The sequence below is a fragment of the Blastococcus sp. PRF04-17 genome (assembly GCF_023016265.1).
Taxonomy (GTDB): domain Bacteria; phylum Actinomycetota; class Actinomycetes; order Mycobacteriales; family Geodermatophilaceae; genus Blastococcus_B.
This window is the reverse complement of the sequence record NZ_CP095412.1, coordinates 4,456,213-4,478,391: the sequence shown is the minus strand read 5'-3', so window position 1 is coordinate 4,478,391 and position 22,179 is coordinate 4,456,213. Positions and strand designations below refer to the sequence as shown.

18 protein-coding genes and 4 pseudogenes are annotated in these 22,179 nt (G+C 73.6%); 10 read left to right on the top strand and 12 right to left on the bottom strand.

The window, feature by feature from the left end; genetic code table 11:
• Window positions 1–35 precede the first annotated feature (35 nt).
• A pseudogene (locus MVA48_RS24410) lies at window positions 36–1,268 on the top strand (FGGY family carbohydrate kinase); the annotation flags it as partial.
• A gap of 216 nt (window positions 1,269–1,484) precedes the next feature.
• Here the strand turns inward: MVA48_RS24410 and MVA48_RS24405 are convergent.
• Entirely contained in the window at window positions 1,485–2,090 is a 606-nt protein-coding gene (locus MVA48_RS24405; RefSeq protein ID WP_371821267.1) for an alpha/beta fold hydrolase, read from the bottom strand.
• Between the two features lie 153 nt (window positions 2,091–2,243).
• Between MVA48_RS24405 and MVA48_RS24400 the strand changes: the two genes are divergently transcribed.
• The 3 genes and pseudogenes from MVA48_RS24400 to MVA48_RS24390 form a co-directional block, all read left to right on the top strand.
• On the top strand, window positions 2,244–3,668 hold the full coding sequence (locus MVA48_RS24400) for an NAD(P)/FAD-dependent oxidoreductase (RefSeq protein WP_371821266.1): 1,425 nt from the start codon (window positions 2,244–2,246) through the stop codon (window positions 3,666–3,668).
• Between the two features lie 93 nt (window positions 3,669–3,761).
• Window positions 3,762–4,565 carry a DUF2254 family protein gene (locus tag MVA48_RS24395; protein ID WP_371821171.1) on the top strand — a complete coding sequence of 268 codons (804 nt, stop codon included), beginning with the start codon at window positions 3,762–3,764 and terminating at the stop codon, window positions 4,563–4,565.
• Window positions 4,478–5,083, top strand: a pseudogene (locus MVA48_RS24390) (DUF2254 family protein); the annotation flags it as partial. The gene MVA48_RS24395 and the pseudogene MVA48_RS24390, both read left to right, overlap by 88 nt.
• Window positions 5,084–5,090: 7 nt before the next feature.
• Here the strand turns inward: MVA48_RS24390 and MVA48_RS22775 are convergent.
• The 4 genes and pseudogenes from MVA48_RS22775 to MVA48_RS22760 all read right to left on the bottom strand — a co-directional run bounded on the left by MVA48_RS22775 (window position 5,091) and on the right by MVA48_RS22760 (window position 10,358).
• The gene (locus MVA48_RS22775) at window positions 5,091–5,768 is read right to left on the bottom strand and encodes an alpha/beta hydrolase (RefSeq protein ID WP_246984054.1); all 678 of its coding nucleotides are present in this window, start codon (window positions 5,766–5,768) and stop codon (window positions 5,091–5,093) included.
• A 2-nt stretch (window positions 5,769–5,770) separates the two neighbouring features.
• On the bottom strand, window positions 5,771–7,099 hold the full coding sequence (locus tag MVA48_RS22770) for an erythromycin esterase family protein (RefSeq protein WP_246984052.1): 1,329 nt from the start codon (window positions 7,097–7,099) through the stop codon (window positions 5,771–5,773).
• Between the two features lie 11 nt (window positions 7,100–7,110).
• Window positions 7,111–8,273: pseudogene (locus tag MVA48_RS22765) on the bottom strand (carboxylate-amine ligase).
• Window positions 8,274–8,378: 105 nt separating this feature from the next.
• Window positions 8,379–10,358, bottom strand: coding sequence for an amylosucrase (locus MVA48_RS22760; protein WP_246984050.1), 1,980 nt, complete (start codon window positions 10,356–10,358; stop codon window positions 8,379–8,381).
• 136 nt (window positions 10,359–10,494) lie between these two features.
• On the opposite strand from MVA48_RS22760, the gene MVA48_RS22755 reads away from it, so the two are divergent.
• Window positions 10,495–11,460 (top strand): S1C family serine protease, encoded by a 966-nt coding sequence (locus MVA48_RS22755; RefSeq protein WP_246984048.1) that lies wholly within the window; start codon window positions 10,495–10,497, stop codon window positions 11,458–11,460.
• Between the two features lie 186 nt (window positions 11,461–11,646).
• Here the strand turns inward: MVA48_RS22755 and MVA48_RS22750 are convergent, their stop codons facing one another.
• From MVA48_RS22750 to MVA48_RS22735, 4 genes are read right to left on the bottom strand one after another with little or no spacing between them, the layout of a single operon-like run.
• Window positions 11,647–12,576, bottom strand: coding sequence for an ABC transporter permease (locus MVA48_RS22750; protein WP_246984046.1), 930 nt, complete (start codon window positions 12,574–12,576; stop codon window positions 11,647–11,649).
• Window positions 12,573–13,658, bottom strand: a complete 1,086-nt coding sequence (locus MVA48_RS22745) for an ABC transporter permease (protein ID WP_246984044.1) — start codon at window positions 13,656–13,658, stop codon at window positions 12,573–12,575. Before MVA48_RS22745 ends, MVA48_RS22750 begins: the two co-directional genes overlap by 4 nt.
• Complete coding sequence (locus MVA48_RS22740) at window positions 13,655–15,283, bottom strand: ABC transporter ATP-binding protein (protein WP_246984042.1); 1,629 nt, start codon at window positions 15,281–15,283, stop codon at window positions 13,655–13,657. Before MVA48_RS22740 ends, MVA48_RS22745 begins: the two co-directional genes overlap by 4 nt.
• Window positions 15,280–16,299: a BMP family protein gene (locus MVA48_RS22735; protein WP_246984040.1), complete on the bottom strand. Its 1,020-nt coding sequence runs from the start codon at window positions 16,297–16,299 to the stop codon at window positions 15,280–15,282. The genes MVA48_RS22740 and MVA48_RS22735 overlap by 4 nt, the downstream gene beginning before the upstream one ends.
• A gap of 192 nt (window positions 16,300–16,491) precedes the next feature.
• Here MVA48_RS22735 and MVA48_RS22730 point away from each other — a divergent pair.
• Window positions 16,492–17,429, top strand: a pseudogene (locus tag MVA48_RS22730) (GGDEF domain-containing protein).
• A 1-nt stretch (window position 17,430) separates the two neighbouring features.
• On the opposite strand, the gene MVA48_RS22725 reads toward MVA48_RS22730, so the two are convergent.
• Window positions 17,431–18,234, bottom strand: coding sequence for an SDR family oxidoreductase (locus tag MVA48_RS22725; protein ID WP_246984036.1), 804 nt, complete (start codon window positions 18,232–18,234; stop codon window positions 17,431–17,433).
• Between the two features lie 38 nt (window positions 18,235–18,272).
• The gene (locus MVA48_RS22720) at window positions 18,273–18,455 is read right to left on the bottom strand and encodes a hypothetical protein (protein ID WP_246984034.1); all 183 of its coding nucleotides are present in this window, start codon (window positions 18,453–18,455) and stop codon (window positions 18,273–18,275) included.
• A gap of 161 nt (window positions 18,456–18,616) precedes the next feature.
• Here MVA48_RS22720 and MVA48_RS22715 point away from each other — a divergent pair, with 161 nt between their 5' ends.
• From MVA48_RS22715 to MVA48_RS22705, 3 genes are all read left to right on the top strand, one after another.
• Window positions 18,617–19,129: a DinB family protein gene (locus MVA48_RS22715; protein ID WP_246984032.1), complete on the top strand. Its 513-nt coding sequence runs from the start codon at window positions 18,617–18,619 to the stop codon at window positions 19,127–19,129.
• A gap of 61 nt (window positions 19,130–19,190) precedes the next feature.
• On the top strand, window positions 19,191–19,808 hold the full coding sequence (locus MVA48_RS22710) for a CAP domain-containing protein (protein ID WP_246984030.1): 618 nt from the start codon (window positions 19,191–19,193) through the stop codon (window positions 19,806–19,808).
• A gap of 142 nt (window positions 19,809–19,950) precedes the next feature.
• Window positions 19,951–20,745, top strand: a complete 795-nt coding sequence (locus MVA48_RS22705) for a YihY/virulence factor BrkB family protein (protein WP_246984028.1) — start codon at window positions 19,951–19,953, stop codon at window positions 20,743–20,745.
• A gap of 9 nt (window positions 20,746–20,754) precedes the next feature.
• Here the strand turns inward: MVA48_RS22705 and MVA48_RS22700 are convergent, their stop codons facing one another.
• The gene (locus MVA48_RS22700; RefSeq protein ID WP_246984026.1) at window positions 20,755–21,705 is read right to left on the bottom strand and encodes a hypothetical protein; all 951 of its coding nucleotides are present in this window, start codon (window positions 21,703–21,705) and stop codon (window positions 20,755–20,757) included.
• 89 nt (window positions 21,706–21,794) lie between these two features.
• On the opposite strand from MVA48_RS22700, the gene MVA48_RS22695 reads away from it, so the two are divergent.
• Complete coding sequence (locus MVA48_RS22695; RefSeq protein WP_246984019.1) at window positions 21,795–22,178, top strand: hypothetical protein; 384 nt, start codon at window positions 21,795–21,797, stop codon at window positions 22,176–22,178.
• The last annotated feature ends 1 nt before the right edge of the window (window position 22,179 follow it).

The following is a 22,179-nucleotide window of genomic DNA, read 5'->3' as shown; positions in this document are numbered from 1 at the left end:
CTCATGAACGCCTTCCGAGCACCGGGCCGGCCACGATGACGCTGGTCGCCGGGGTCGACACGTCCACCCAGGCATGCAAGGTCGTCGTCCGCGATGCCGAGACCGGAGCGCTCGTCCGCTCCGGTCGCGCACCCCACCCTGACGGCACCGAGGTGGCACCCCGGGCGTGGGAGGAGGCGTTCACCGCCGCGGCGCACGCGGCCGGAGGGCTCGAGGACGTGGCCGCCCTGGCGGTCGGGGGGCAGCAGCACGGGATGGTGTGCCTCGACGCCGAGGGCGCCGTCGTCCGGGACGCGCTGCTCTGGAACGACGTCCGCTCGGCACCCGCCGCCGCCGACCTGATCACCGAACTGGGGGACGGCGACGAGGCGGCCGGGCGCCGTGCGTGGGCGGACGCGGTCGGCCTGGTGCCGGTCGCCTCCTTCACCGCGGCCAAGCTCCGCTGGCTGGCCGACGCGGAGCCGGCCAACGCCGACCGCACCGCCGCCGTCTGTCTCCCCCACGACTGGCTCACCTGGCGCCTGTCGGAGGACCGCGGCCTCGACGCGCTGGTCACCGACCGCGGTGACGCCAGCGGCACGGCGTACTGGTCGGCCCGCTCCGGTGAGTACCGGCTGGACCTGCTGGAGCTGGCCATGCGGGGCCGCCGGCCGGCCGTGCCGCGGGTCGCCGGCCCGTCCGAGGCGGTCGGCCGGATGGCGGGGTCGGCCGCGGTGCTCGGGCCGGGCACCGGCGACAACGCCGCGGCCGCGCTCGGACTGGCCGCGCGACCGGGCGACGTCATCGTCTCGATCGGCACCTCCGGCGTCGTCTCGGCCGTCACGACGACCGCGGTCGCCGACGTCACCGGCACCGTCGCCGGCTTCGCCGACGCGAGCGGGAACCACCTGCCCCTGGTCGCGACGCTCAATGCCGCCCGCGTGCTGGACGCCGCGGCACGGCTGCTCGGTGTCGACCACGCGACCCTCTCCGACCTGGCGCTCGCGGCGCCCTCCGGCGCCGACGGTCTGGTACTGGTCCCCTACCTCGAGGGCGAGCGGACGCCGAACCTGCCCCTGGCCACCGGCTCCGTGCACGGCCTCACCCTGCGCACCACCACCCCGGCCCACCTGGCGCGCGCCGCGGTCGAGGGGCTGCTCTGCGGGCTGGCCGACGGGATGGAGGCCGTGGTGGCCCAGGGTGTCGCCGTCGAGCGGGTGCTGCTCATCGGTGGGGCGGCCGCGTCACCGGCCGTGCAGCAGCTGGCCCCGGGCATCTTCGGGCGGCCGGTGCTGGTGCCGCCGCCGGGTGAGTACGTCGCCGACGGCGCCGCGCGGCAGGCCGCCTGGGTGCTCTCCGGCGAGCCGCCCCGCCGGACTGGCCGCAGCCCGGGCTGCAGACCTTCGAGGCCGCCCCGGCAACGGCGGTGCGCGAGCGCTACGCCGAGGCACGGGGCCGCATGTACGGAGGCTGACAGGCGAATTTTCCTCGCTGCTCGGCCTCCGTTACAGCGACTGCAGGATCCGGGCGACGGCGTCCGGGTGGGTCTGGACCGTCATGTGCGCCGCGCCGGGCAGCTCGACGAGCCGGCCGTCCGGAGCCGCCGCGACCAGGCGCTGCGCCCAGTCGCGGGGGCAGAGCCGGTCGCGGGTGCCGCGGACGACGGTGACCGGCGCGGTCACCTGGCGCAGCCGGAGGTCCGTGCGGTCGGGCGCGGCCCTCCGCCACAGCGCGACCATCGCGCGGGGGCCGGTCGCCCACCACTGGGCGAGGACCAGCGGCAGCTGCCACCACGGCTCGGCGACCGCCGTGGCGAGCCAGCGCCCGGCGAGCCCCCACGCCGTCCGGAGTCGGGGGTCGGTGGTCGGCCCGAGCAGCACGACCCCGGCGACCCTGGGATCGACGGCGGCCGCGACGACCACCTGGCAGCTCTGCGAGTGCCCGACCAGGACGACCGGCCCCTCCCCCAGCCGGGCCCGCAGGTGCTCGGCGAGCTCGTCCAGCGGTGGCACCGGCTCCGCCGAACCCATGCCGGGCAGGCGCACCACGGTTCCCGGGACGATCGAGCGGATCCGGGCCGACGAGCGTTCGTCCAGGCCCAGCCCGGGCACGAGGACCACTCGTGCGGAAGACGTGCCCACCGCCGCTGGTTCTACAGGGGGCGCCACGACGCGCGAATCGCGGACCGGAGCGGAAGAGTGTGGCCTGGATCGCTCGGCGCCGCGGGGTCGGGGCACCGGCCGGAGTGGAAGGATCAGGTCATCATGACGACATCACGAGCGAGTGTCCCTGCTGCCAGCGAGACGGGCGGCGGCCGGCCGCGCGTGGTCATCATCGGCTCCGGGTTCGGCGGTCTGTTCGCTGCCCAGCGGCTGCGCAGGGCCGACGTCGACGTCACCCTGATCGGCAAGACCAGCCACCACCTCTTCCAGCCGCTGCTCTACCAGGTGGCGACCGGCATCCTCTCCGAGGGCGAGATCGCGCCGGCGACCCGGGAGATCCTGCGCCGCCAGGAGAACGCCCGGGTCGTGCTCGGCGAGGTGACCGACATCGACCTGGCCAACCGCACAGTCACGTCGACGATCCTCGGCCGCACCACGGTGCATCCGTACGACGAGCTCATCGTCGCCGCCGGCGCCGGGCAGTCCTACTTCGGCAACGACCGGTTCGCCGAGTTCGCTCCCGGGATGAAGAGCATCGACGACGCCCTGGAGCTCCGAGGCCGCATCTTCGGCGCGTTCGAACTGGCCGAGCTCGCCACCGACCAGGCCGAGATCGACCGCCTCATGACGTTCGTCGTCGTGGGCGCCGGCCCGACCGGCGTCGAGATGGCCGGGCAGATCGCCGAGCTCGCGCACCGCACCCTCAAGAAGGACTTCCGCAACATCGACCCGCGCACGGCCCGCATCGTCCTGCTCGACGCCGCGCCGTACGTGTTGCCGTCGTTCGGCGAGAAGCTCGGCGGTCGTGCCCGCCGGCAGCTCAACGACATCGGGGTCGAGGTGCAGCTCGGGGCCATGGTGACCGACGTCGACGCCGACGGCCTGGACATCAAGGACGCCGACGGGCAGGTGCGCCGGCTCAACGCGGCGACCAAGATCTGGGCTGCGGGTGTGCAGGCCAGCGAGCTCGGGCGCAAGCTCGGCGAGCAGTCCGGCGCCGAGGTCGACCGCGCCGGTCGGGTCGCCGTGCTCCCCGACCTGACGCTCCCCGGGCACCCCGAGGTGCACGTCGTCGGCGACATGATGTCGCTGAACAAGCTGCCCGGGGTCGCACAGGTGGCCATCCAGGGTGGTCGCTACGCCGCCGACCAGATCAAGCGCCGGCTGGCGGGCAAGCCGCCCAAGGGACCCTTCGAGTACTTCGACAAGGGCTCGATGGCCACGATCTCCCGGTTCCACGCCGTGGCCGACATCGGCAGGTTCAAGTTCGAGGGCTTCGTCGCCTGGATGATCTGGCTGGTGATCCACCTCTTCTACATCGTGGGCTTCAAGAGCCGGATCACCACCGTGCTGCACTGGATGGTCAGCTTCATGGGCCGCGGGCGGTCCCAGCGCGTCGCCACGCAGCAGCAGGTGTTCGGCCGGCTGGCCCTGGAGAACCTCGGACCTGACTTCGAGGCGTCGAAGACCGGCGGCCTCAAGGACGAACCGATCAGGGGTGACCTGACCGGCCGCGAATCAGCCTGAGCCGCCCGGTCCCCAGCCGCCAGGGAGGGCCGGGGGACGCAGGCAGCGGGCCGGGATGTGTCCGCACCGCGCCCGCGGGTAGGGCGGCTGATCATGGCGGCGAACAGCGCAGAGGGTTCCCGGCAACCGCTGTGGGTCTGGCCTACGACGTCCGGTGTGGTCGCCGGGGTCGCGGCCTGGGCGCTGGGCACGGTCAAGCCGCGCGGGGGCTTCCTCGCGGGACTGTGGCCGAGCGACACGAGTGCGGCCGGTACGCTCCTGCAACTGGTCGCCACGGGCGCCATCACGATCACGACGCTGACCTTCAGCATCACGATCGTGGCGCTGCAACTGGCGTCGCAGCAGTTCTCACCGAGGTTGCTGCGCGAGTTCGCCCGCGACCGCACGACCAAGCAGGTGCTGGCGGTGCTGTCCGCGACGTTCGTCGTCGGCCTCGTCGGACTGCGCTCGGTGAACGGCGAGGAGCCGGTGCCCACGCTGCTCTGCCTGCTCGCCGCGGCGCTCGGCCTTGCCTCCTTCGGCGCGGTGCTCGGATTCATCACGCACATGGTCAAGCTGCTGCGGGTCGACACGATGATGACCCGCGTCCACGAGGACACCGACCGGGCCATCAGCCAGTTCTATCCGGCGTACGGGAGCGACGTCCGGTCCGGTGACGACCTGCGGCTGGATCGGTCGGAGGGCCGGACGGTCAGTGCCCGCAAGAGCGGCTTCGTCCAGATGATCGACGTGGACCGGGCGGTGGCGGCGCGCAGCGGCACGACAGCACGGTCCGCGTCGAGGTCCGCCCCGGCGACCACGTCACACGGGGGACACCCATCGCGACGATCTGGGGACCGTCGGGCAGGCAGGCCGACGGCGATCTCGACGAGGCCGTGCACGAGGCCGTCGTCCTGAAGTACGAGCGGACCCTGGACCAGGACGCCGCCTTCGGCCTCCGCCAGCTCGAGGACATCGCGGTGAAGGCCATGTCGCCGGGCATCAACGACCCCGCCACCGCCGCGACGGCCGTCGCCCACATGACCGACCTGCTCGTACGGCTCACCGGCTGCCGACTGGGTCAGACGCTGCACGAGGACGCCGACGGGGTGGGCCGGGTCATCGTGCCGGACCGCGACCTGCGCTACTACCTGGACCTCACGTGCGGCCAGCTGCGCCGCTTCGGTGCCGGGGAGCCGACCGTGCTCATGGCCCTGCTGCGCATGCTGCGGGACGTCGCCGTCTCCGCCCGCGACGACGAGCAGCGTGCGGAGGTGGCCCGTGCCGCGGACCTGATCGTCGACGAGCAGTCCGAGGAGGCGACCGCGGAGGACGTCGCCGCCGTCCGGGACCACCGCGAACGGGTGACCGCCGCCCTCGAGGGGCGCACCGACATGGCCTTCGCCGATCGGGCCGGCGAGGCCCGCTCGATGTGACCGGCCGTCAGGTCTCCCCCAGCCACGTGTCCACAGCGGCCCTCACCAGCGCGGGCGTCACCGCGTGTCCGCCGTCGAACTCCTCGTACGTCACGTCGTAGCCGGCCCCGCGCAGGTGTCCGGCGACCCGCCGGCCGCACCGTTCCACCGGCAGCACCCGGTCCTGCCGGCCGTGGCAGAGCCAGACGCGCGGCCGGCCGCGTGCGCTCGGCGGGGCCATGAAGCCCGGGGAGAAGGCCAGCACCGCGTCGAAGAGGTCGCCGTTGGCCAGCCCGAGCGAGAGCGCGTAGGACGCCCCGTCGGAGAAGCCGCCGACGGCCAGCCCGGCGACCGGGACCCGTGCCGACACCTCGGCCAGCGCGGCGTCGAGCACGGCGACGTCCTGGCCGAGCCCTCCGGCGATCAGGTCCCACGTCGAGGCCGTCGAGCTCGTCGCGAGCACCAGGACGCCACGGTCGGCGGCCACCTCGCCCACCGTTCGCAGCGCGGAGCCGGCGGTTCCGCCTGCGCCGTGGCAGAAGACCAGCAGCGGACGGGCCACCGGCTCCCCCGGTGGGACGGCGAGCAGGGCGTCGCTGCCGGCCCCCAGCGGCACCTCGTGCACGCCCGCCGGCAACGGCAGGGACGGCGACCGAGCGGAGGGACGGCTCTCCAGGCGGCCCTCCGCCGCGCGCGCCGGTGCCACGATCAGGCGGTGTGACCCGGCGGCGGCACGTGCTCGTCCGGGCGTTCGAGGTGCAGGGGCCGCAGCGGCGCGGTGTCCTCCAGGTACAGGAACGCGTCGTAGCGCTCGCCGAGGACGGTGGGCACGTAGTTGCCCCACCGCTCCCGCTCCGGGCGGTAGACGACGCCGATCGCGCGGTGGTCCAGCGGCCGGTCCAGCCACCCCGGCCGGTCCTGCCGCGGCCAGACCAACAACGCGTCGGCGCCGAGCCGGTCGTGCAGCAGCGCCTCCAGGCTGCCGCGGCGCGCCTCCGGCACCGGCATCCGCGCCATCTGCGCCCCCCAGCCGGCTCCGGCGATCACGCCACCCCGGTGGCCACCGAAGCCCACGAGGACGACGTCGTCCCTGCCGTACCGCTCCCGGAGCAGCTGGCCGACGTTCACCATGCCCGCGGCGGCCATGTCGGTCGCCCGGGCGTCACCGATGTGCGTGTTGTGCTCCCACACCACCGCCTTGCCGCCGGCATGGGCGAGCAGCCGGTCGAGGGTGTCGACCATGTGCAGGTCACGGACGTTCCAGGATTCCGCCGAGCCGCGGACCATCGCGCGGTAGTACCGCTCGGCCTCGACCACGACGGCGGCGTTCTGCTCCGCGGAGAACCGGGCCTCCGGGTCGGAGGGGTACTCCTCGCGGCCGCGCTCCTCGCACATCGAACGGAGCAGGTCGACGACGTGCTGCTCGCACGACGTGGGCGCGAGGCGGGTGGCGAACGCGTACTCGGCGCCGTCCTCCCCGTAGGGCTCGAAGCAGGCGAGCGCCTGCATCGCGGTGTCCACGTGCTCCGGCTCGTGCTCGCGCAGCCACCCGACGAGCAGCTGCATGGAGTCCCAGAGGCTGTACACGTCGACGCCGTAGAAGCCGACGCGCCGCTCCTCGTCCCGCGCGGCGTTGGCAGCCCGGAGCCAGCGGCAGAAGTCGACCACCTCGTCGTTCGCCCACATCCAGGTGGGCCACCTGTCGAAGGCGTCGAGGGCATCCCGCGGGTCGTCGTCGGCGCCGGGCCGCAGCCGCACGCTGCGGTTGACGCGGTAGCAGTCGGGCCAGTCGCCCTCGACCGCGACGAAGCCGAAGCCGCGCTCCTCGATCAGCCGCCGCGTCAGCGTGGCCCGCCAGGCGTAGTACTCGTGGGTGCCGTGGCTGGCCTCGCCGATCGCCACGACGCGCGCAGACCCGATCCGATCCAGCAGTGGGTCGAGGTCGCGCTCGTCGCGCAGGGGGCGGGCCAGCGCCCGGACGTCGTCCCTCGTCCCCGTCATGGCCCCCGTCATGGCCCCCGTCACGGCCCTCGTCATGGTGCCCCGTCCTAACCGCTCTCCAGCGCGGTCCCCTCCCGGACGATCCGGGCGGCGACCTCGCGCCAGTCACCGGTGCGCAGCCAGGTCCTCCGCTGCCGCGAGGCCGAGGTACCCCGCTCGAAGAGCCGTTCCACCAGTTCGACGACGACCGGCCACTCGCCGTGGCCCTCCAGGTCCTCCCGGAGCTCGGCCAGCAAGCGGCGGACGGCGACCCGTGCCGGGACCAGCTCGCAGCGGACCGGGTCGAATAGCTCGCCGTCGAGTCCGAACCGGGCCGCCCGCCAGCGCGCGGCCCGCAGCAGCTCCGGGCGCGGTTGCGGGCAGGCCTCGTCCCGCTGCGCCCGCCCGGCCAGCACCCGCACCAGCGACCGGACCAGCCCGGCGTGCAGCACGACGTCGTCGACCTCCGTGCAGACGTCGGCCAGCCGGAACTCCAGCGTGGGCAGGTGCGACGACGGGCGGAGGTCCCAGTACAGGTGCGACCCGTCGGCGACCAGCCCCGAGGCGACCAGGCCGTCGAGCACCTCGCGGAAGCGCTCGGCGCTGCCCAGGTACTCGGGAGGCCCGGTGTGCGGCCACCGCGACCACCACATCGTCCGGTAGCTGTCGTGGCCGGTGTCGACGCCGTCGTGGAACGGCGAGCTGCCGGTCATGGCCAGCAGCGCCGAGAGGTAGGGCCGAGCGCGATCCATGATCGCCACAGCGGTGTCGAGGTCGGGGACGCCGACGTGCACATGGCAGCCGACGATGTCCTGCTGCTGCGCCAGGCCCGCCCACCGGTCGACCATCGCCTGGTAACGGGGGCCGGCGTGATGTCCTGCTGCTGCCAGCTGTCGAAGGGATGGGTCGAGGCGGCCAGGATCCGCACGCCGGCGCGCGCCGCCGCCCCGGCTGCCTCGGCCCGGGTCGTCACCAGCTCGGCGCGCAGCTGCGACAGGGTCGTGCAGATGTCGGTCGCCGACTCCAGCTGGGTCGTCGTGATCTCGGCGTGCAGGTGCCGGCCCGACTCCCCGGCGAGCACGGCCGTGGCGAGGCTGGGGCTGCGGGTGAGCCGGTAGCTGCCCGGGTCGACGAGGTGGAACTCCTCCTCGACACCGAACGTGGCGCCGGCCGGAGCGGGCCGCGCCTCCTCGAGCGGTGCCGTGGGCGTTCGGTCGGGGGCGAGGTCCACGCACCCTCCTGTGACCCGATCGGGCTGTGTCGTCGGCGCGTACTGTCGTCGGCGGGTACCCGGCCGCGTGCTGACGGTAAGGCCTGCGGGCCGGGGGCGCACCCCTCAGGGCTCGGCGAACCAGGCGAAGCCCAGTCCTGGCAGGAGCAGTCGGTCGGCCCGCAGATCCGGCCGGCCGTCGCTGCTGAGCACCGGCTCGAACGTGCCGAAGCCGGTGACCGTGTCGGCGTCGACGGTCTGGACGGCGGGGCTGAAGTTCGCCAGGCCGACGAAGGTGCCGCTGCGGGGGTGCCGGCGCAGCCAGGCCAGGACGGCGTCGTTGCCGACGTCCAGGATGCGTACCTCGCCCCCGCCGCGCAGCGCCGGCAGCTCACGCCGGACCTCCCCCAGCCGCTGGAGCCAGCCGAAGACGCGGCCCTCGAGGGTCCCGCGGTCGGCGCGGCGGGCGGCGGCGGACCAGTCCATCGGCGGCCGGTGCATCCAGCGGTTGTCCGGAGCCCGCTCGGGGTCGTCGAGGTAGCCGGTGTCGTTGCGGAGAGCCAGCTCGTCACCCATGTAGAGCAGCGGGATGCCGCCGAACGAGTAGATGACCGAGTGCAGCAGCACCAGGCGGCGCAGGCCGCGCTCGAGGGCCGCGGCGTCCCCCGACTCCAGTGCCTGCTCGATCCCGCACAACGACGCGGCCGAGCCGGATATGCGGGCGTCGCCGGTCACCTCGTTCTCCTGGAACAGCGCACCGCGGGCGAAGGAACCGGCGAATCGGCCGCTGAAGAAGTCGTTGAGGAAACGCCGGTGGCCGAACCCGCTGCCGCCGACGGCCCCCGCGTCGGTGTCGCTGACCGCCCAGCCGATGTCGTCGTGGCCACGGACGTAGGTCACCCAGGACGTCGTCGGCGGGATCTGGGGCATCCGGCCCAGCGCCTGCGCGGCGAGCCGCGCGTCCTGGGTGGCGACGCTGCTCCACAGCATCACCATGAGCTGGTTGTGATAGGCCAGCTCGCATTCCGGGCGGTACCGCTCGTGGCCACCGAGGTAGGGCACCAGGTCCTCGGGCGAGACGATCGCCTCCGCCTTGAAGATCACGCCCGGCGCGGCCAGGCGGGTGAGCGCGTGGAGGAGCTGCAGCAGCCGGTGCCCCTCCGGCTGGTTCTGGCAGGTAGTGCCCAGCCGCTTCCACATGAACGGCACGGCGTCCATCCGGAAGACGTCGACGCCGCGGTTGGCCAGCCACGTGATCTCCCCGAGCATCGCCAGGGTGACGTCCGGGTTCGTGTAGTCCAGGTCCCACTGGTAGGGCCAGAAGGTGGTCCAGACCCAGCCGCCGGCGCCCCCGAGGGCCTCGGGCACCCAGCTGAAGGAGCCCGGCGCCCGGTCGGGGAACACCTCGGGGATCGTCGCGTCGTACGCGTCGGGCATCTCGCGGTCGGGGAAGGCCGTGTAGAAGCCGGCGTACGCGGGGTCGCCGGCCAGCCAGGCCTGCGCCCACGCGTGCTCGCGGGCGGTGTGGTTGAGCACCAGGTCGATGCAGAGGCTCATGTCGCGCTCGTGCAGGGCGCGGGCGACCTTCTCGAGGTCGGCCATCGTGCCCAGCCGCGGATCGACCGCCCGGTAGTCCGCGACCGCGTAGCCGCCGTCGTTCTCGCCCGGGCGAGGCGCGAGCAGCGGCATGAGGTGCAGGTAGGTGGTCCCGAGCTCGGCCAGGTAGTCCAGCCTGGTCGGCAGCTCGCTCAGCGCGCCGCAGAACCGGTCGACGTAGCAGACGTAGCCCTGCATGCGGGGGCTCTGGAACCAGGTCGGGTCGATCTCGCGGCGGCGGTCGAGCCGGCGCAGGTCCGCGGGGCGCTCCGCGGCCGCGGCCAGCGCCGTGCGCAGGGCCCGCCCGAACAGCGCGTCGACGTCGGCGGTGTCGCCGTAGAGCACCGCGAGGGGCTCGTGGACGTCGTGCAGCGCGACCTCGGCCCGGGTGAGGAAGAGGTCGGCCTCCTCCGCACCGAGGAGGGCGACGGCCTCGGCGGCCAGCCTGGGTCGCAGCTCCTGCCACGCCTCGTCCGCGGCGCCCCGGCCCCGGGGATCCGAGCCCGTCACCGCAGCTCTCCGGTCGTCATCGGCCCAGTATCGAGGGCACTCCCCTCCTCGCGCCGTTCGCCCACGGCATGACAGGTGCGCGCGACCGCGGGTGAGGCGTTCACTGGGGTGTAAGCGCGTAATCGGGAGGACGGCCATGTCGCTCGCACCGGATCCGGACGTCGAACCCGACCGCCAGGACGCCTTGGACGCCTACTCACGGATCGTGACGGCCGTGGCGGCGGACCTCACGCCGCACGTCGCCGCTCTCCAGGTGGAGGGTCCGGGCGGGCGGGGCGGGGCCGGCTCGGCCGTCGTCTTCACCGGCGACGGGTTGCTCCTCACGAATGCGCACGTCGTGGCGCGGGCGGTCCGGGGGACGGCGGTCTTCTCCGACGGCACGGAAGCCACGGTCGACGTGGTCGGCGCCGACCCGCTCTCCGACCTCGCCGTCGTGCGCGCCCGGACCACCACGCCGTCCCCGGCGGAGCTGGGGGACGCCGGCTCGCTGCGCGTCGGCCAGCTCGTCGTCGCCGTCGGCAACCCGCTGGGGCTGGCCGGCTCGGTCACCGCCGGCGTGGTCAGCGGGCTGGGCCGCTCGCTGCCGACCCGCGACGGGCGCACCGCGCGGGTGGTCGAGGACGTCATCCAGACCGACGCCGCGCTCAACCCGGGCAACAGCGGCGGAGCGCTCGCGGACTCGTCGTCCCGCGTCGTGGGCATCAACACCGCGGTCGCCGGCTGGGGGCTCGGTCTGGCGGTGCCCATCAACGACACGACGCACCGCATCATCGGCGCACTCGTCGCCGACGGACGGGTGCGCCGCGCCTACCTCGGGCTCGTCAGCAGCCCGGCACCCCTGCCGGCGCACCTCGCCGAGCGGACAGGACGGCGACGGGCGCTGCGCATCGTCGACGTCGTCCCCGGCGCGCCGGCGGACCGGGCCGGCCTCAAGGCCGGCGACCTGGTCCTCGAGGCCGGACGACGGCCGGTGGCCGACGCGCAGAGCCTGCAGCGGCTGCTGTTCGCCGAGGCCATCGGGCAGCCGCTGCCCCTGACGGTCCACCGGCGGGGCGCGATGGTCGACGTGATCGCGACGCCCACCGAGCTCACCGGCGGCTGAGTCCGCTCCCCACCCTCGGCTCCGGCACGGGTCAACCCGGGCCGGCCGACGTGGAGCCGCACTGTGACCCGGCTCCACGTCCCTCGATGCGGGTCAACTCTCGTGAACGACCAGAACCGCGGTTCCGGTCCCTCTGCGGGGAGCCAGAACCGCGGAAGTGGCTCCTTGACCGAGCAACCGGCGTGCTCACGCGGTGCGGCTCTCCCGGTCGTAGTTGCGGCCCAGGAACTGCGGCACCCGCGCCCACCGGAAAGCGAAGATCATCACGATGAGCGTGGCCACGTAGGGGACGACGAGCAGCGCCTGGCCGGGGATCCCTGTCCCGGCGATCTCCGCCCGCAGCGCGACGACGTCCATCGCCGCGAAGAACAGCGCACCGGCGACGATGAACTGCGGGCGCCAGCCGCCGAAGAAGGTCAGCGCGATCGCCAGCCATCCCCGGCCGCCGACGATGCCCTCGGTGAACGCGCCGGTGTAGACCAGCGGCAGGAAGGCCCCCGCCACCCCCATCAGCGCGCCCCCGGCTGTCGTCGTCCAGAGTCGGGTGCGGACCACCGGGATGCCGAGGCTGTCGGCCGCCCGGGGGTTCTCGCCCACCGAGCGCAGGTCCAGCCCGGCCCGCGTGCGGTAGAGGAAGAAGTACAGCGCCACCGCCAGCAGGGCGGCGAGGTAGACCAGGATGTTGTGCGAGAAGAAGACCGTGCCGATCACCGGGATGTCGCTGAGCAGCGGGATCTCCAGCCGGGGCAGCGTGGCCGTGCGCGGCGTGGTGGCGGTCTGCCCGATGACCACCCGGTACAACAGCCCGGCCAGGCCGGTCGCGGCGAAGAACAACGCCAGCCCCACCACGAACTGGTCCAGCCGCAGGATGGTCGTCGCCCAGCCGAGTGCGAAGCCGAAGACCGCACCCACGCCGGCGGCCAGCAGGATGCCGAGCGTGCTGCTGTCGGTGGCGAAGCTGATGAGGAAGCCGACCGAGGCGCCCAACAGCATGACTCCCTCCTGGGAGACGCTGAAGACGCCGGCCAGCCCGCCCAGCATCGTGCCGAGGGAGGCCAGCAGGTACGGGACCATCGCGATCACCGTGAGCTGGGCCAGGGACGTGAACTCGCTCATGCCGCTCTCCTCGCCAGGCGCGCTGCGATCACGTCGGAGAGCAGCAGGAAGATCAGGATCAGCGCCTCGATGATCAGCACCATCTCGGCCGGGACTCCGACGGTGCGCTGCATCGAGCTGGCACCGACCTCGAGGATCGCGATGCCGAACGCCACGACGGGCACCCAGAGCGCGCTGCCGCGGGCGATCAGCCCGATGATGATGCCGAGCAGCAGGAAGTTGGACTGCATGCCCTCGATCGCCCTGCTGTGCACGCCGCTGACCTCGAGGGCCCCGGCGAGTCCGCCGAGCGCGCCGCCGACGATGAGCGCGATCACCGCAACCTTCTCGACCCGGATGCCGTTGATACCGGCGGCCCGCGGGTTCGTGCCCGCCGCGCGCAACTCGAAGCCCGCGGCCGTGCCGCGGGTGACCACGATCGTGGCCAGCGCGACCAGTCCGGCGAGCAGGATGCCGGCGTGCACCCCGGGTGGGCCGCCGATGTCGGGCAGCACCGCGCCGAGCCCGACGCGCTGGGTGGCGGCCACGCCCGCGGCCGGGTCCGACCAGACCTCCGTGGCGGCGTAATCGACGACCTGGAAGGACACGAAGTTCAACAGCACCGTGCTGAGGATCTCGTTGACCCCGAACCGGCCCATGAGGAACGCGGCGATCCCGGCCCAGACGACACCGGCCAGGACGCCGGCGACGACGACCATCGGCAGCAGGACCGCCATGGGCAGGTCGGCGTAGACGATGCCCACGCCGGCCGACGCGGTCGCGCCGACCAGCAGCTGGCCCTCGCCACCGATGTTGAACCGGCCGACGGCCAAGGGGATGGTGAAGCCCAGCGCCAGGAGCGTGAGCGGCACCCACTTCGTCAGCGTCTCGGTGAAGCCGAAGTCGGTCCGGAAGGACGTCGTGAGGATGGTCCGGAACGCGCCCATCGCGTCGTAGCCGAGCGCGGCGATGACGATGCCCGAGACGACGAACGCGGCCACGATCGCCAGGACGTAGGGCAGCAGCCCGCGGAGCAGACGGAAGAGCCGGCCGCGGGGCACCGGCGCCTCGGCATCCGGTTCGGTCAGGACGGGGGCGGTCATGCGGTCTCCTGGACGCCGGCCATGAGACGGCCGAGCGCGTAGGCGTCGTAGTGGCCGCGCCGGCGTTCGCCGACGATCCGGCCGGAGTAGAGGACGACCATCCGGTCGGCGAGCAGGCTGAGCTCGTCGAGGTCCTCGGAGATGAGGACGACGGCGCAGCCGCGCTCGCGGGCCTCCTGGACCCGGTCGTAGACGAACCGGGCCGAGCGCAGGTCCAGGCCGCGGGTCGGGTTCTGCAGGACCAGCACCGCGGGCTCACGGCCGAAGGCCCGGGCCAGCACCAGCCGCTGGATGTTGCCGCCGGAGAGGTTGCCGGCCGGGGCGTCGGCACCCGGTGTCTTGATCGCGTAGTTGTCGATGGTCGTCTGCGCGTGCTGGCGCACCTTGCGCCAGTCGATCAGCCCGCCCCGGCGGAAGGCGGCTTCCCGCTGGGAGCCGAGCAGCAGGTTGTCGGTGACCGTGGCAGCACCGAGGATTCCGTCGCGGTGGCGGTCCTCGGGCACGTAGGCCACGCCGGCGTCGAGCCAGCGGCGGGTGGTCCGGCCGGCGAGATCCTCCCCGTCGACCCGGACGCTGCCGCGGTGCACCGGGCGGACGCCGGCGAGCGCCTCGGCCAGCTCGACCTGACCGTTGCCGGCCACCCCCGCGACCCCGAGCACCTCTCCGGCGGCCACGGCCAGATCGACGCCGTGCAGCGCGGGGACGCCCTGGTCGTTGTGGACGACGAGGTCGCTGACCGCGAGGCGGGCCCGGGCCGGCTCCGTGCGAGCCGCCGGGGGCTCCGGCGTCCCCGTCGGAGCCGCCTCGCCCGCCGTGCCCACCGCGCCGAGGCCGAGGGCCGCGGCGACGTCGGAGGACGGCTCGGCGAGCTCGCCGACCATCAGCGAGGCCAGCCCTCCGGCGTCGGTGTCCGCGCGCCGCACCGTGGTCAGCCGGCGTCCGTCGCGCATCACGGAGATGCGGTCGCAGATCGCCAGCACCTCGCGCACCTTGTGCGAGATGAACACGACGCTGGTCCCCTCGGCGACGATCCCCCGCAGCGAGGCGAACAGGCCGTCGACCTCCTGCGGCGTGAGGCTGCTGGTGGGCTCGTCCAGGATGAGGATCCGCGCGCCGCGGTAGAGCACCTTGAGGATCTCCACCCGCTGGCGGGCGCCCACCGAGAGCCGGTCGGTCCGCGCCCGGGGGTCCACGGACAGGCCGAAGCGGTCGGAGAGCTCGCTGATCCGGCGGGCGGCGTTGCGCAGCCCGCCGGAGCTGCCGCTGGTGCCGAGCACGACGTTCTCGACGACCGAGTACGTCGACACCTGCAACAGGTGCTGGTGCACCATGCCGATCCCGAGGTCGATGGCGTCCCGCGGGGACCGGATGTGCACCTCGCGCCCGTCGACGCGGATCTCTCCGGCGTCGGGGCGGTAGAGGCCGTAGAGGACGTTCATCAGCGTCGTCTTGCCGGCCCCGTTGCCGCCCACCAGACCGTGCACCTCGCCGCGCGCCAGCTCGAAGTCGGCATCGGTGAGGGCCCGGACCGGACCGAAGGACTTGCTGATGCCGCTCATCGTGAGCGGCCGGTCCGGCCCGGGGGCGACCTCCCCGGCCGGCCCGGCCGACGCCGCACTGCTCATTCGACGGGGGTGACGTCGCGCTCGACCTCGATCTCGCCGGCGGCCAGCTGCTCGACCACGTCGTTGACCTCGTCGATCACGGCCTGGTCCACGTTCTGCGGCTCCTGCAGCGAGATGCCCCGCTCGTAGGTCATGCCGAGGTAGCCGCCGGTCTCGCCGTCCTCGATCGAGGTGAGGATCTCGTCGAGCATGATCTCGAAGTCGTAGAGCACCGAGGTCAGGTACTGGTCCGGCGACAGGTTGGACTTGTCCGTGTACTTCGCCGTCATCAGCACACCGGGGTTCCCGCTCGCGCCCTCGAACGCACCGACGACGCCGAGGTTGAGCGACGTGAGGATCACGTCGTTGCCGGCGCCGACCAGCTGGCTGGTGAACTGCTGGGCGCGCGTCGGGTCGTTGAAGTCACCGGTCCAGACGGGGGTGAGGGTGGCGTCGGACCCGACGTCCTCGAGCGCCTGCTCGAGCGCGTGCACCTCGGAGTAGGAGAACGGCAGCGTCACGCCACCCAGGTAGGCGATCCGGCCGCTCTCCGAGGCCGCGGCGGCGAGCACGCCGAGCGGGTAGAACGCCAGGTGGAAGTTGCGGTCGAGGACCCAGACGTTCTCGGGCACGTCGTCGGGCTCGGTGTCCTGCTCGGCGATGAACACCACGTCCGGCGCCTCCTGTGCGACCGCGATCGTGGCGTCGTAGAACTGGCTGCCGTGGGTCCAGATGACCGTGTAGCCGTCGGCGACGTACTCGCGCAGGACGCGTTCGGCGTCGGGCACCTGGACGCTCTCGGAGTAGGTGATCTCCGCGCCGTGCTCGTCCTCGGCGGCCTCGAGCGCCTGCAGCCCCAGGTAGGTGTAGTCGGCGTCGGTCGTGGTGCCGGAGAAGACGGCCGCGATGCGCGGCGCCTCGTCGCCACCACCGCCACCGGTGGTGCCGCCGCCGCCTCCGTCGTCGCTCCCGCACGCGGCGACGGACAGGACCAGGGCGGTGGCCAGGGCACTCGCGGAGACTCGGGCGGATCGCATGGAGGCACCATTCGTCGTCGGGGTGGGAGCTGGGGCAAGAATTACCTCAGCACTAAGGCGTGTCCAGTCCCACACGCCTGAGCCGATATCCGATCGATATTCGGATACGCCGCGTCCGGTTCGTGGCGGCTCGGGCGGCGCGCCACCCCATCGAGGGCAACCATTCCGGTTCGTCGTCGTTTGCCGTGCAGGATGGACACCATGCATGCCGAACGGCGCACGCCGGCTGTGCTCCTGGCGGTGCTCTACACCGTCAGCGGGGTGCTGTGCCTGTTCGCCGCGGCGTGGCCGATGCGCCCGGACAGCCCGGTCGGTGTGCTGTGGACGCTCGGCACCGTCGGCGTCCTGGGCGGGATCGCCCTGCGGGTGCTGGCCGGGCACCTGCACCGCTGGGTGCTGCACGCCGGGGTGGCGCTCGCCGGCAGCCTGCTGGCCGTGCTGGCCTGGCACTCGGTGACCGCAGTCGGCGTGGTCAGCCTCGGCCCGGTGCTCATCGCGCTGGGGCTCTTCGCGGCGCACTTCTTCACCCTGACCGCCGCCCGCGCCCACGTCGCGCTGCTGGCCGTGCTCTCCACGGCGGGTGCCCTGGCCGCGGAGCCGGACGTGCCGGCGCTGCAGTGGCTCACCGGCATCGTCTCCATGGCGGCGCTCGCCGAGGTGCAGGGGCGGCTGGCCCGAAACCTGCGCACGGAGGCGGCCACGGACCCGCTGACCGGCGTGGCGAACCGGCGTGCGTGGGAGGCCGAGGCGGCGCGGAACCTGGCACGGGCGGCACGGACCGGCGAGCCGCTCACCTTCGCCATCCTCGATCTCGACGACTTCAAGGAGGTCAACGACCGGGAGGGCCACGGTGCCGGCGACGCCCTCCTGCGCGACCTCACCGCCGGCTGGGCGGCCGCCTGCGGCGGGCGGACCTCCTGGGCCGGTACGGCGGGGACGAGTTCGTGCTCTGCCTGCCGGCGACCGACGAGCGCGGTGCGTGGGAGATCCTCGAGCAGCTCGCCGGCACGCACTCGTTCGCGTGGTCGGCCGGTGTCACCTCGGTGCGCCCCGGTGACTCGCTGAGCGGCGTCCTCGCCCGCGCCGACGCCGACCTCTACCTGAAGAAGCGCAGCGGCCGCACGGCCTGACTCAGGGTCGGCGCCAGTCGTCGCTGTCCAGGTGCGAGCCCGCCATCGGCCCCATCTGCAGCATTCCGCCGTCCACCGGCCACGACGCGCCGGTCACGTAGCCGGCCGCCGGTGACGCGAGGAACGCGATGACCGCCGCGACCTCTCGGGCGTCGCCGGGACGGCGCAGCGGCACACCGGGGCGCTCGTGCCCGGGCGCCGTCGGGTCCTCGTCCTCCTGGCCGGTCATGGGCGTGGCGATCTCGCCGGGTGCGACGGCGTTGACGGTGATGCCGTGCTCGGCGAGCTCGATGGCGGCCACCCGGGAGAGCAGACCGAGACCGCCCTTGGCCGCGCAGTAGGCGGCCGCACCCACCCGCGGCTGGTGCTCGTGGACGCTGGTGACGTTGACGATCCGGCCGCCCCGGCCGGCGGTCACCATGCGCCGCGCCGCCCGCTGCAGGCAGAGGAAGGCGCCGTCGAGGTCGGTGGCCAGCACCTCGCGCCAGGTGTCGTAGCCGAGCTCGAGGACCGGCGTCCCGTGGCCGGTGCCGGCGTTGTTGACGAGGACGTCGACGCCGCCGAGGGCATCGGCCAGTTCGTCGATCACGTCGGCGGCACCGGGCAGGCGGGTCAGGTCCAGCTGCCGCACCTCGGCGCGGCGGCCGAGGGAGCGCACCTCGTCGGCGGTCGACTCCGCGCCCTCGCGGTCGCGGTGCCACGTGACACCGACGTCGATGCCCTGCTCGGCGAGCGCGACCGCGGTCGCCCTGCCGATGCCGGAGTCGGAGCCGGTGACGATCGCGACGCGCTGCGGGTCGGCCATGTGTTGCACCGTAGGGACGGCGCGCTGGTCGTGCAGGGTCAGCCCTGCACCGCGAACCGCTCGTCGAGCAATCGGTCGACGCACGTCTCGGCCTGGTCGACGGCGCGCGAGTTCTCGGCGCTGGGGCACCGGTCGTAGGCGCTGCGCGCGATCCTGAGCGCGATGTAGGCGGCGGAGATGTCGTGGTCGAGCTGGTCGAGGCTGGCGACGGTCGGGCTCATGACGACCTCCTGGTGCGATCGGCTGCTGCGAACTGGACGCTACGTCGCAGGTATGACGGTTCTTCGCCGGCGAGGTCATCGGCGGATGCCGATCCGTCCCAACTGTCACCCCGGGCCTCTAGCGTGCGCAGCAACCAACCGGGACGACGGAAGGGACGCCGATGACCGACTCGACCACCACCCTCACGCGCGAGCGGGCCGACCTCATCGAGTCACTGCGCCGGCACCGTGGCTTCCTGCTGTTCACCGTCCGGGGGCTGACCGAGGAGCAGGCGCGGCTGCGGCCCACCGTGAGTGCGCTGTACCTCGGCGGGCTGATCAAGCACGTGGCCGCGACCGAGGCCTCGTGGGTGCGCTTCGCCGAGGGCGGCGCCGAGGCGATGAACCGCAACTGGGGGCCGGACGCCTACACCCGGCACTGGCACCTCCAGCAGGGCGAGACGCTGGCCGGCGTGCTCGCCGGCTACGAGGAGGTCGCCCGGCACACCGACGAGGTCGTCGCCACGATCGACCTCGACGCCGATCACGCACTGCCGGAGGCGCCCTGGTTCGAGCAGGGCGCGCGCTGGTCGGCCCGACGGGTGTTCCTGCACATCATCGCCGAGACCGCCCAGCACGCCGGCCACGCAGACATCCTGCGGGAGTCGATCGACGGCCAGAAGACGATGGGCTGACCCGACGCGCCGGGCCGGTTCCGGAGCCTGGCCGGGCCTGCCGTCGGGTAGCCGCTCAGGCATGGTGATGCCGCGCTGGGTCCTCGCCGTGGTGGCGGCGCTGCTGATCGTCCCAGGTGTGACGGGCTGCGTCGTCGACGGCGGCAGGTCTGTGCTGACCGGCTCCGGTCCCACTCCCGAGCAGCCTCCGGAGGTCGGTGACGGGGACGCGGCGACGGCCATGGCCCGGGACATCTTCGACCGGGTCAACGACGAGCGGGCCGAGCGCGGGCTGGAGCCGGTGGAGTGGAACGGTGCCCTCGCCGAGGCGGCCGGCGACTGGAGCCAGGAGATGGCGGCGACCGGCCGGTCCGAGCACCAGGACGTCCGCGCCCTGATGGACCGCGAGGAGTTCTCGGGCTTCGCCGGCATCGGCGAGAACATCTTCACCGCCTCCGGCCCCGTGCCCGCCGGTGCGGCGCATGTCGGCTGGATGCGTTCGGACGACCACCGGATCAACCTGCTCAACCCCGGGTGGAACCGCCTGGGCATCGGCGTGTTCTGTGCGGCGGACGGGTCGGTCTGGGCCACCCAGCAGTTCGGCCGCACCGTCGACGCCGACCGCCCGCCGGTCAGCGACGAACTGCCGCCGCTGGAACCGATCGCCCGGCCCGAGGAGGACGGGCCCACCTGCGTGTGAGAGTGCGGCCCGGGTTACCGCGGTGGGCACCCCGGGTAGGCGGCCGAGGATGCGGCGTCCCCCAGGCACCCGACGCATCGGGCGCCGGACGTCCGGCATACGGCAGCGGCTGAGCCGTCGCTGGCGGTCGATCCCGGAGCCGGTGCGGAGGTTCGTCGACTGGCTGCGCAGCCCGGAGTTCGTGACCACCAGTGCGAGCCTGGCGTTCTACGCGATGATCTCCCTGCCCCCCATGGTCCTGATCGGCTTCTGGATCGCCGGCTGGTTCGTCGACGAGTCCGCGCTGCAGGAGCTGGGCGGAGAGGTGGATGAGCAGGCGCCCGCGGAGCTGCCGCTCGCAGACGTGCTGGAGGGGCTGATCGAGGTGGCCGGTCGCACCGGCGCCCTGGCCGCCGTCGCCGCGGTGTGGCCGGCCACCACGTACGGCGCGGCGCTGGCCCGGGCCTTCAGCACGATCGCACCGGAGGCCGACCGTCGCATCCGGGGCTGGCGCGGCCGGCTCCTGTCGCTCGTCGTGATCGCGACGTTCCCGCTGCTCGTGTTCAGCGGGCTGGCCGCCACGTACGTGGTGCCCCGGCTGGTCGGACAGGGGATCGGGCTGACCGCGGTGCTCGGGGCCGGCGCGCTCGCCCTCCTGTCGGGCGTGATCGGCCTGCTCTACTCGCTGTTCCGGCTGCGCGACACCGGCTGGCGGGAGGTCGCCACCGGAGCCGGCGTCGCGACCGCCCTGATCGGGCTCAGCACGGCGGGGTACCTCGGCTACCTGCAGTTCAGCGACTTCACCGAGCGGTACGGCACCACGTGGGTGGCCACCGCCGTCCTGCTGGGGCTGTGGCTGCTGCTCGGCAACGCGTCACTGGTGGTCGGGTACCGGGTCATGCTGCGCCGCGCGGCGCACCGTCCGTCCCACGACCGGCTGGAGCGCGGCGGCGCCTGACGGGCGCCGTCACTCCTCGCCGGCGAGCTGCTCGACCCGGGCCAGGGCGCGCTCGCGCGCGACGACCGCCTCGGCGGCCTCGTGCTCCGCGCTGCGCCGACGCCGCTCCGTCCGCTTGAGCTGGGCGGCGACCTCGGCGGCCTGCCCCTCGGCCTGGGCCAGCTGATCGGCCAGCTCGGCGACCCGCGCCTCGAGCGACGCCCGGCGCCCCTCGAGCTCCTCGTACCGCTGCCGCTCGTCCTCGGCCGCGGCGCGCGCCTCCTCGGCCAGGGCGGTGGCCTCCTCCGCCGCCTTGCGCGCCTCGGCCAGCTCACGCCTGCGCTTCTCCTCGGCCTGCCGGCGGGCCTCGGCCTGCTCGCGCTCCCGGGCCAGCCGGCGTTCGTCGGCCGACGTCTTCGCCGGCGCCTTGGCCACGGAAGCGCGCGTGGGGACCGCCGGCCGCTCGGGAGCGGGCGGCTTGACCAGGCGGAGATCGGGCCGACCGGAGACGGTGCCCATGCCGCTGTAGGACATCGGCGAGGTGAGCCGCCCGGTGAGCAGGGCCTCCCCCGCTTCCGGGTCGGCCATCGCGGCACGCAGCGTCTCCTCGACCTGGCCCGCCATCGCGGTGCTGACCGCGTGCCCGCGTTCCCGGGCCAGCGCCGACGCCTGGCGGGTCAGGGCGGACAGGAGCTGGCCGCGCTGCCGGTTGAGCGCCTTGAGCTCGTCGCCGGCCAGGTTCTCCTGGGCGTCGCGGAGGAGCGTGCCGAGTTCGACGAGGCCCTCGATCTCCTCGCGGTGCGCACGGACGAGCAGGTTGCACACCCACGCGGCGGTCGACGGCTTGGGCAGCGTGCCGATCAGCGTGGCCAGCGCCTTGTCGCCCTCGCTCTTCGCCTCGTCCTGCCGGGCGCTCCGCAGGGCGATGAACTCCTCGGGAGCCACCTCGTAGAGCTCGTCGGCCACCTCGTCGATGTCCATGAGCCCCTCCTTTCCCGGCCGGGGACAGGTGCCCCTCGGAGGGAGGTGCTTCCTCCCGAGCGTCGGTGTCCCCTGCCAGACTCCCGCGCGTGGCGACAGTGACCTTCCGTGACGAGACCGCGACGGGCAAGTCCCTGCACAGCTTCGACGTACCTGATGTGCCCGACAGCATCACCGTCCGGGAACTGGTCCGGCTGCGCGTCCGTGAGGAGGTGGCGCGGCACAACGCGGCTCCCGGGTCCGAGTACCGCGGCCTGGTGCGTCCGGCGGACGCCGCTGACGGCGCCCGCCGGCATGCGCCGCGGCGCCTGGACTGGGAGGTGCAGGCCGACGTCGCCTGCTGGGCGTTCGAGCGCAACGGCTTCTTCGTGCTGGTCGCCGACCGGCAGGTGGAAAGCCTGGAAGAGGTCGTGGACCTGACCGTGGCCTCCGACGTCGCCTTCGTGAAGCTCGTCCCCCTGGTCGGCGGCTGAC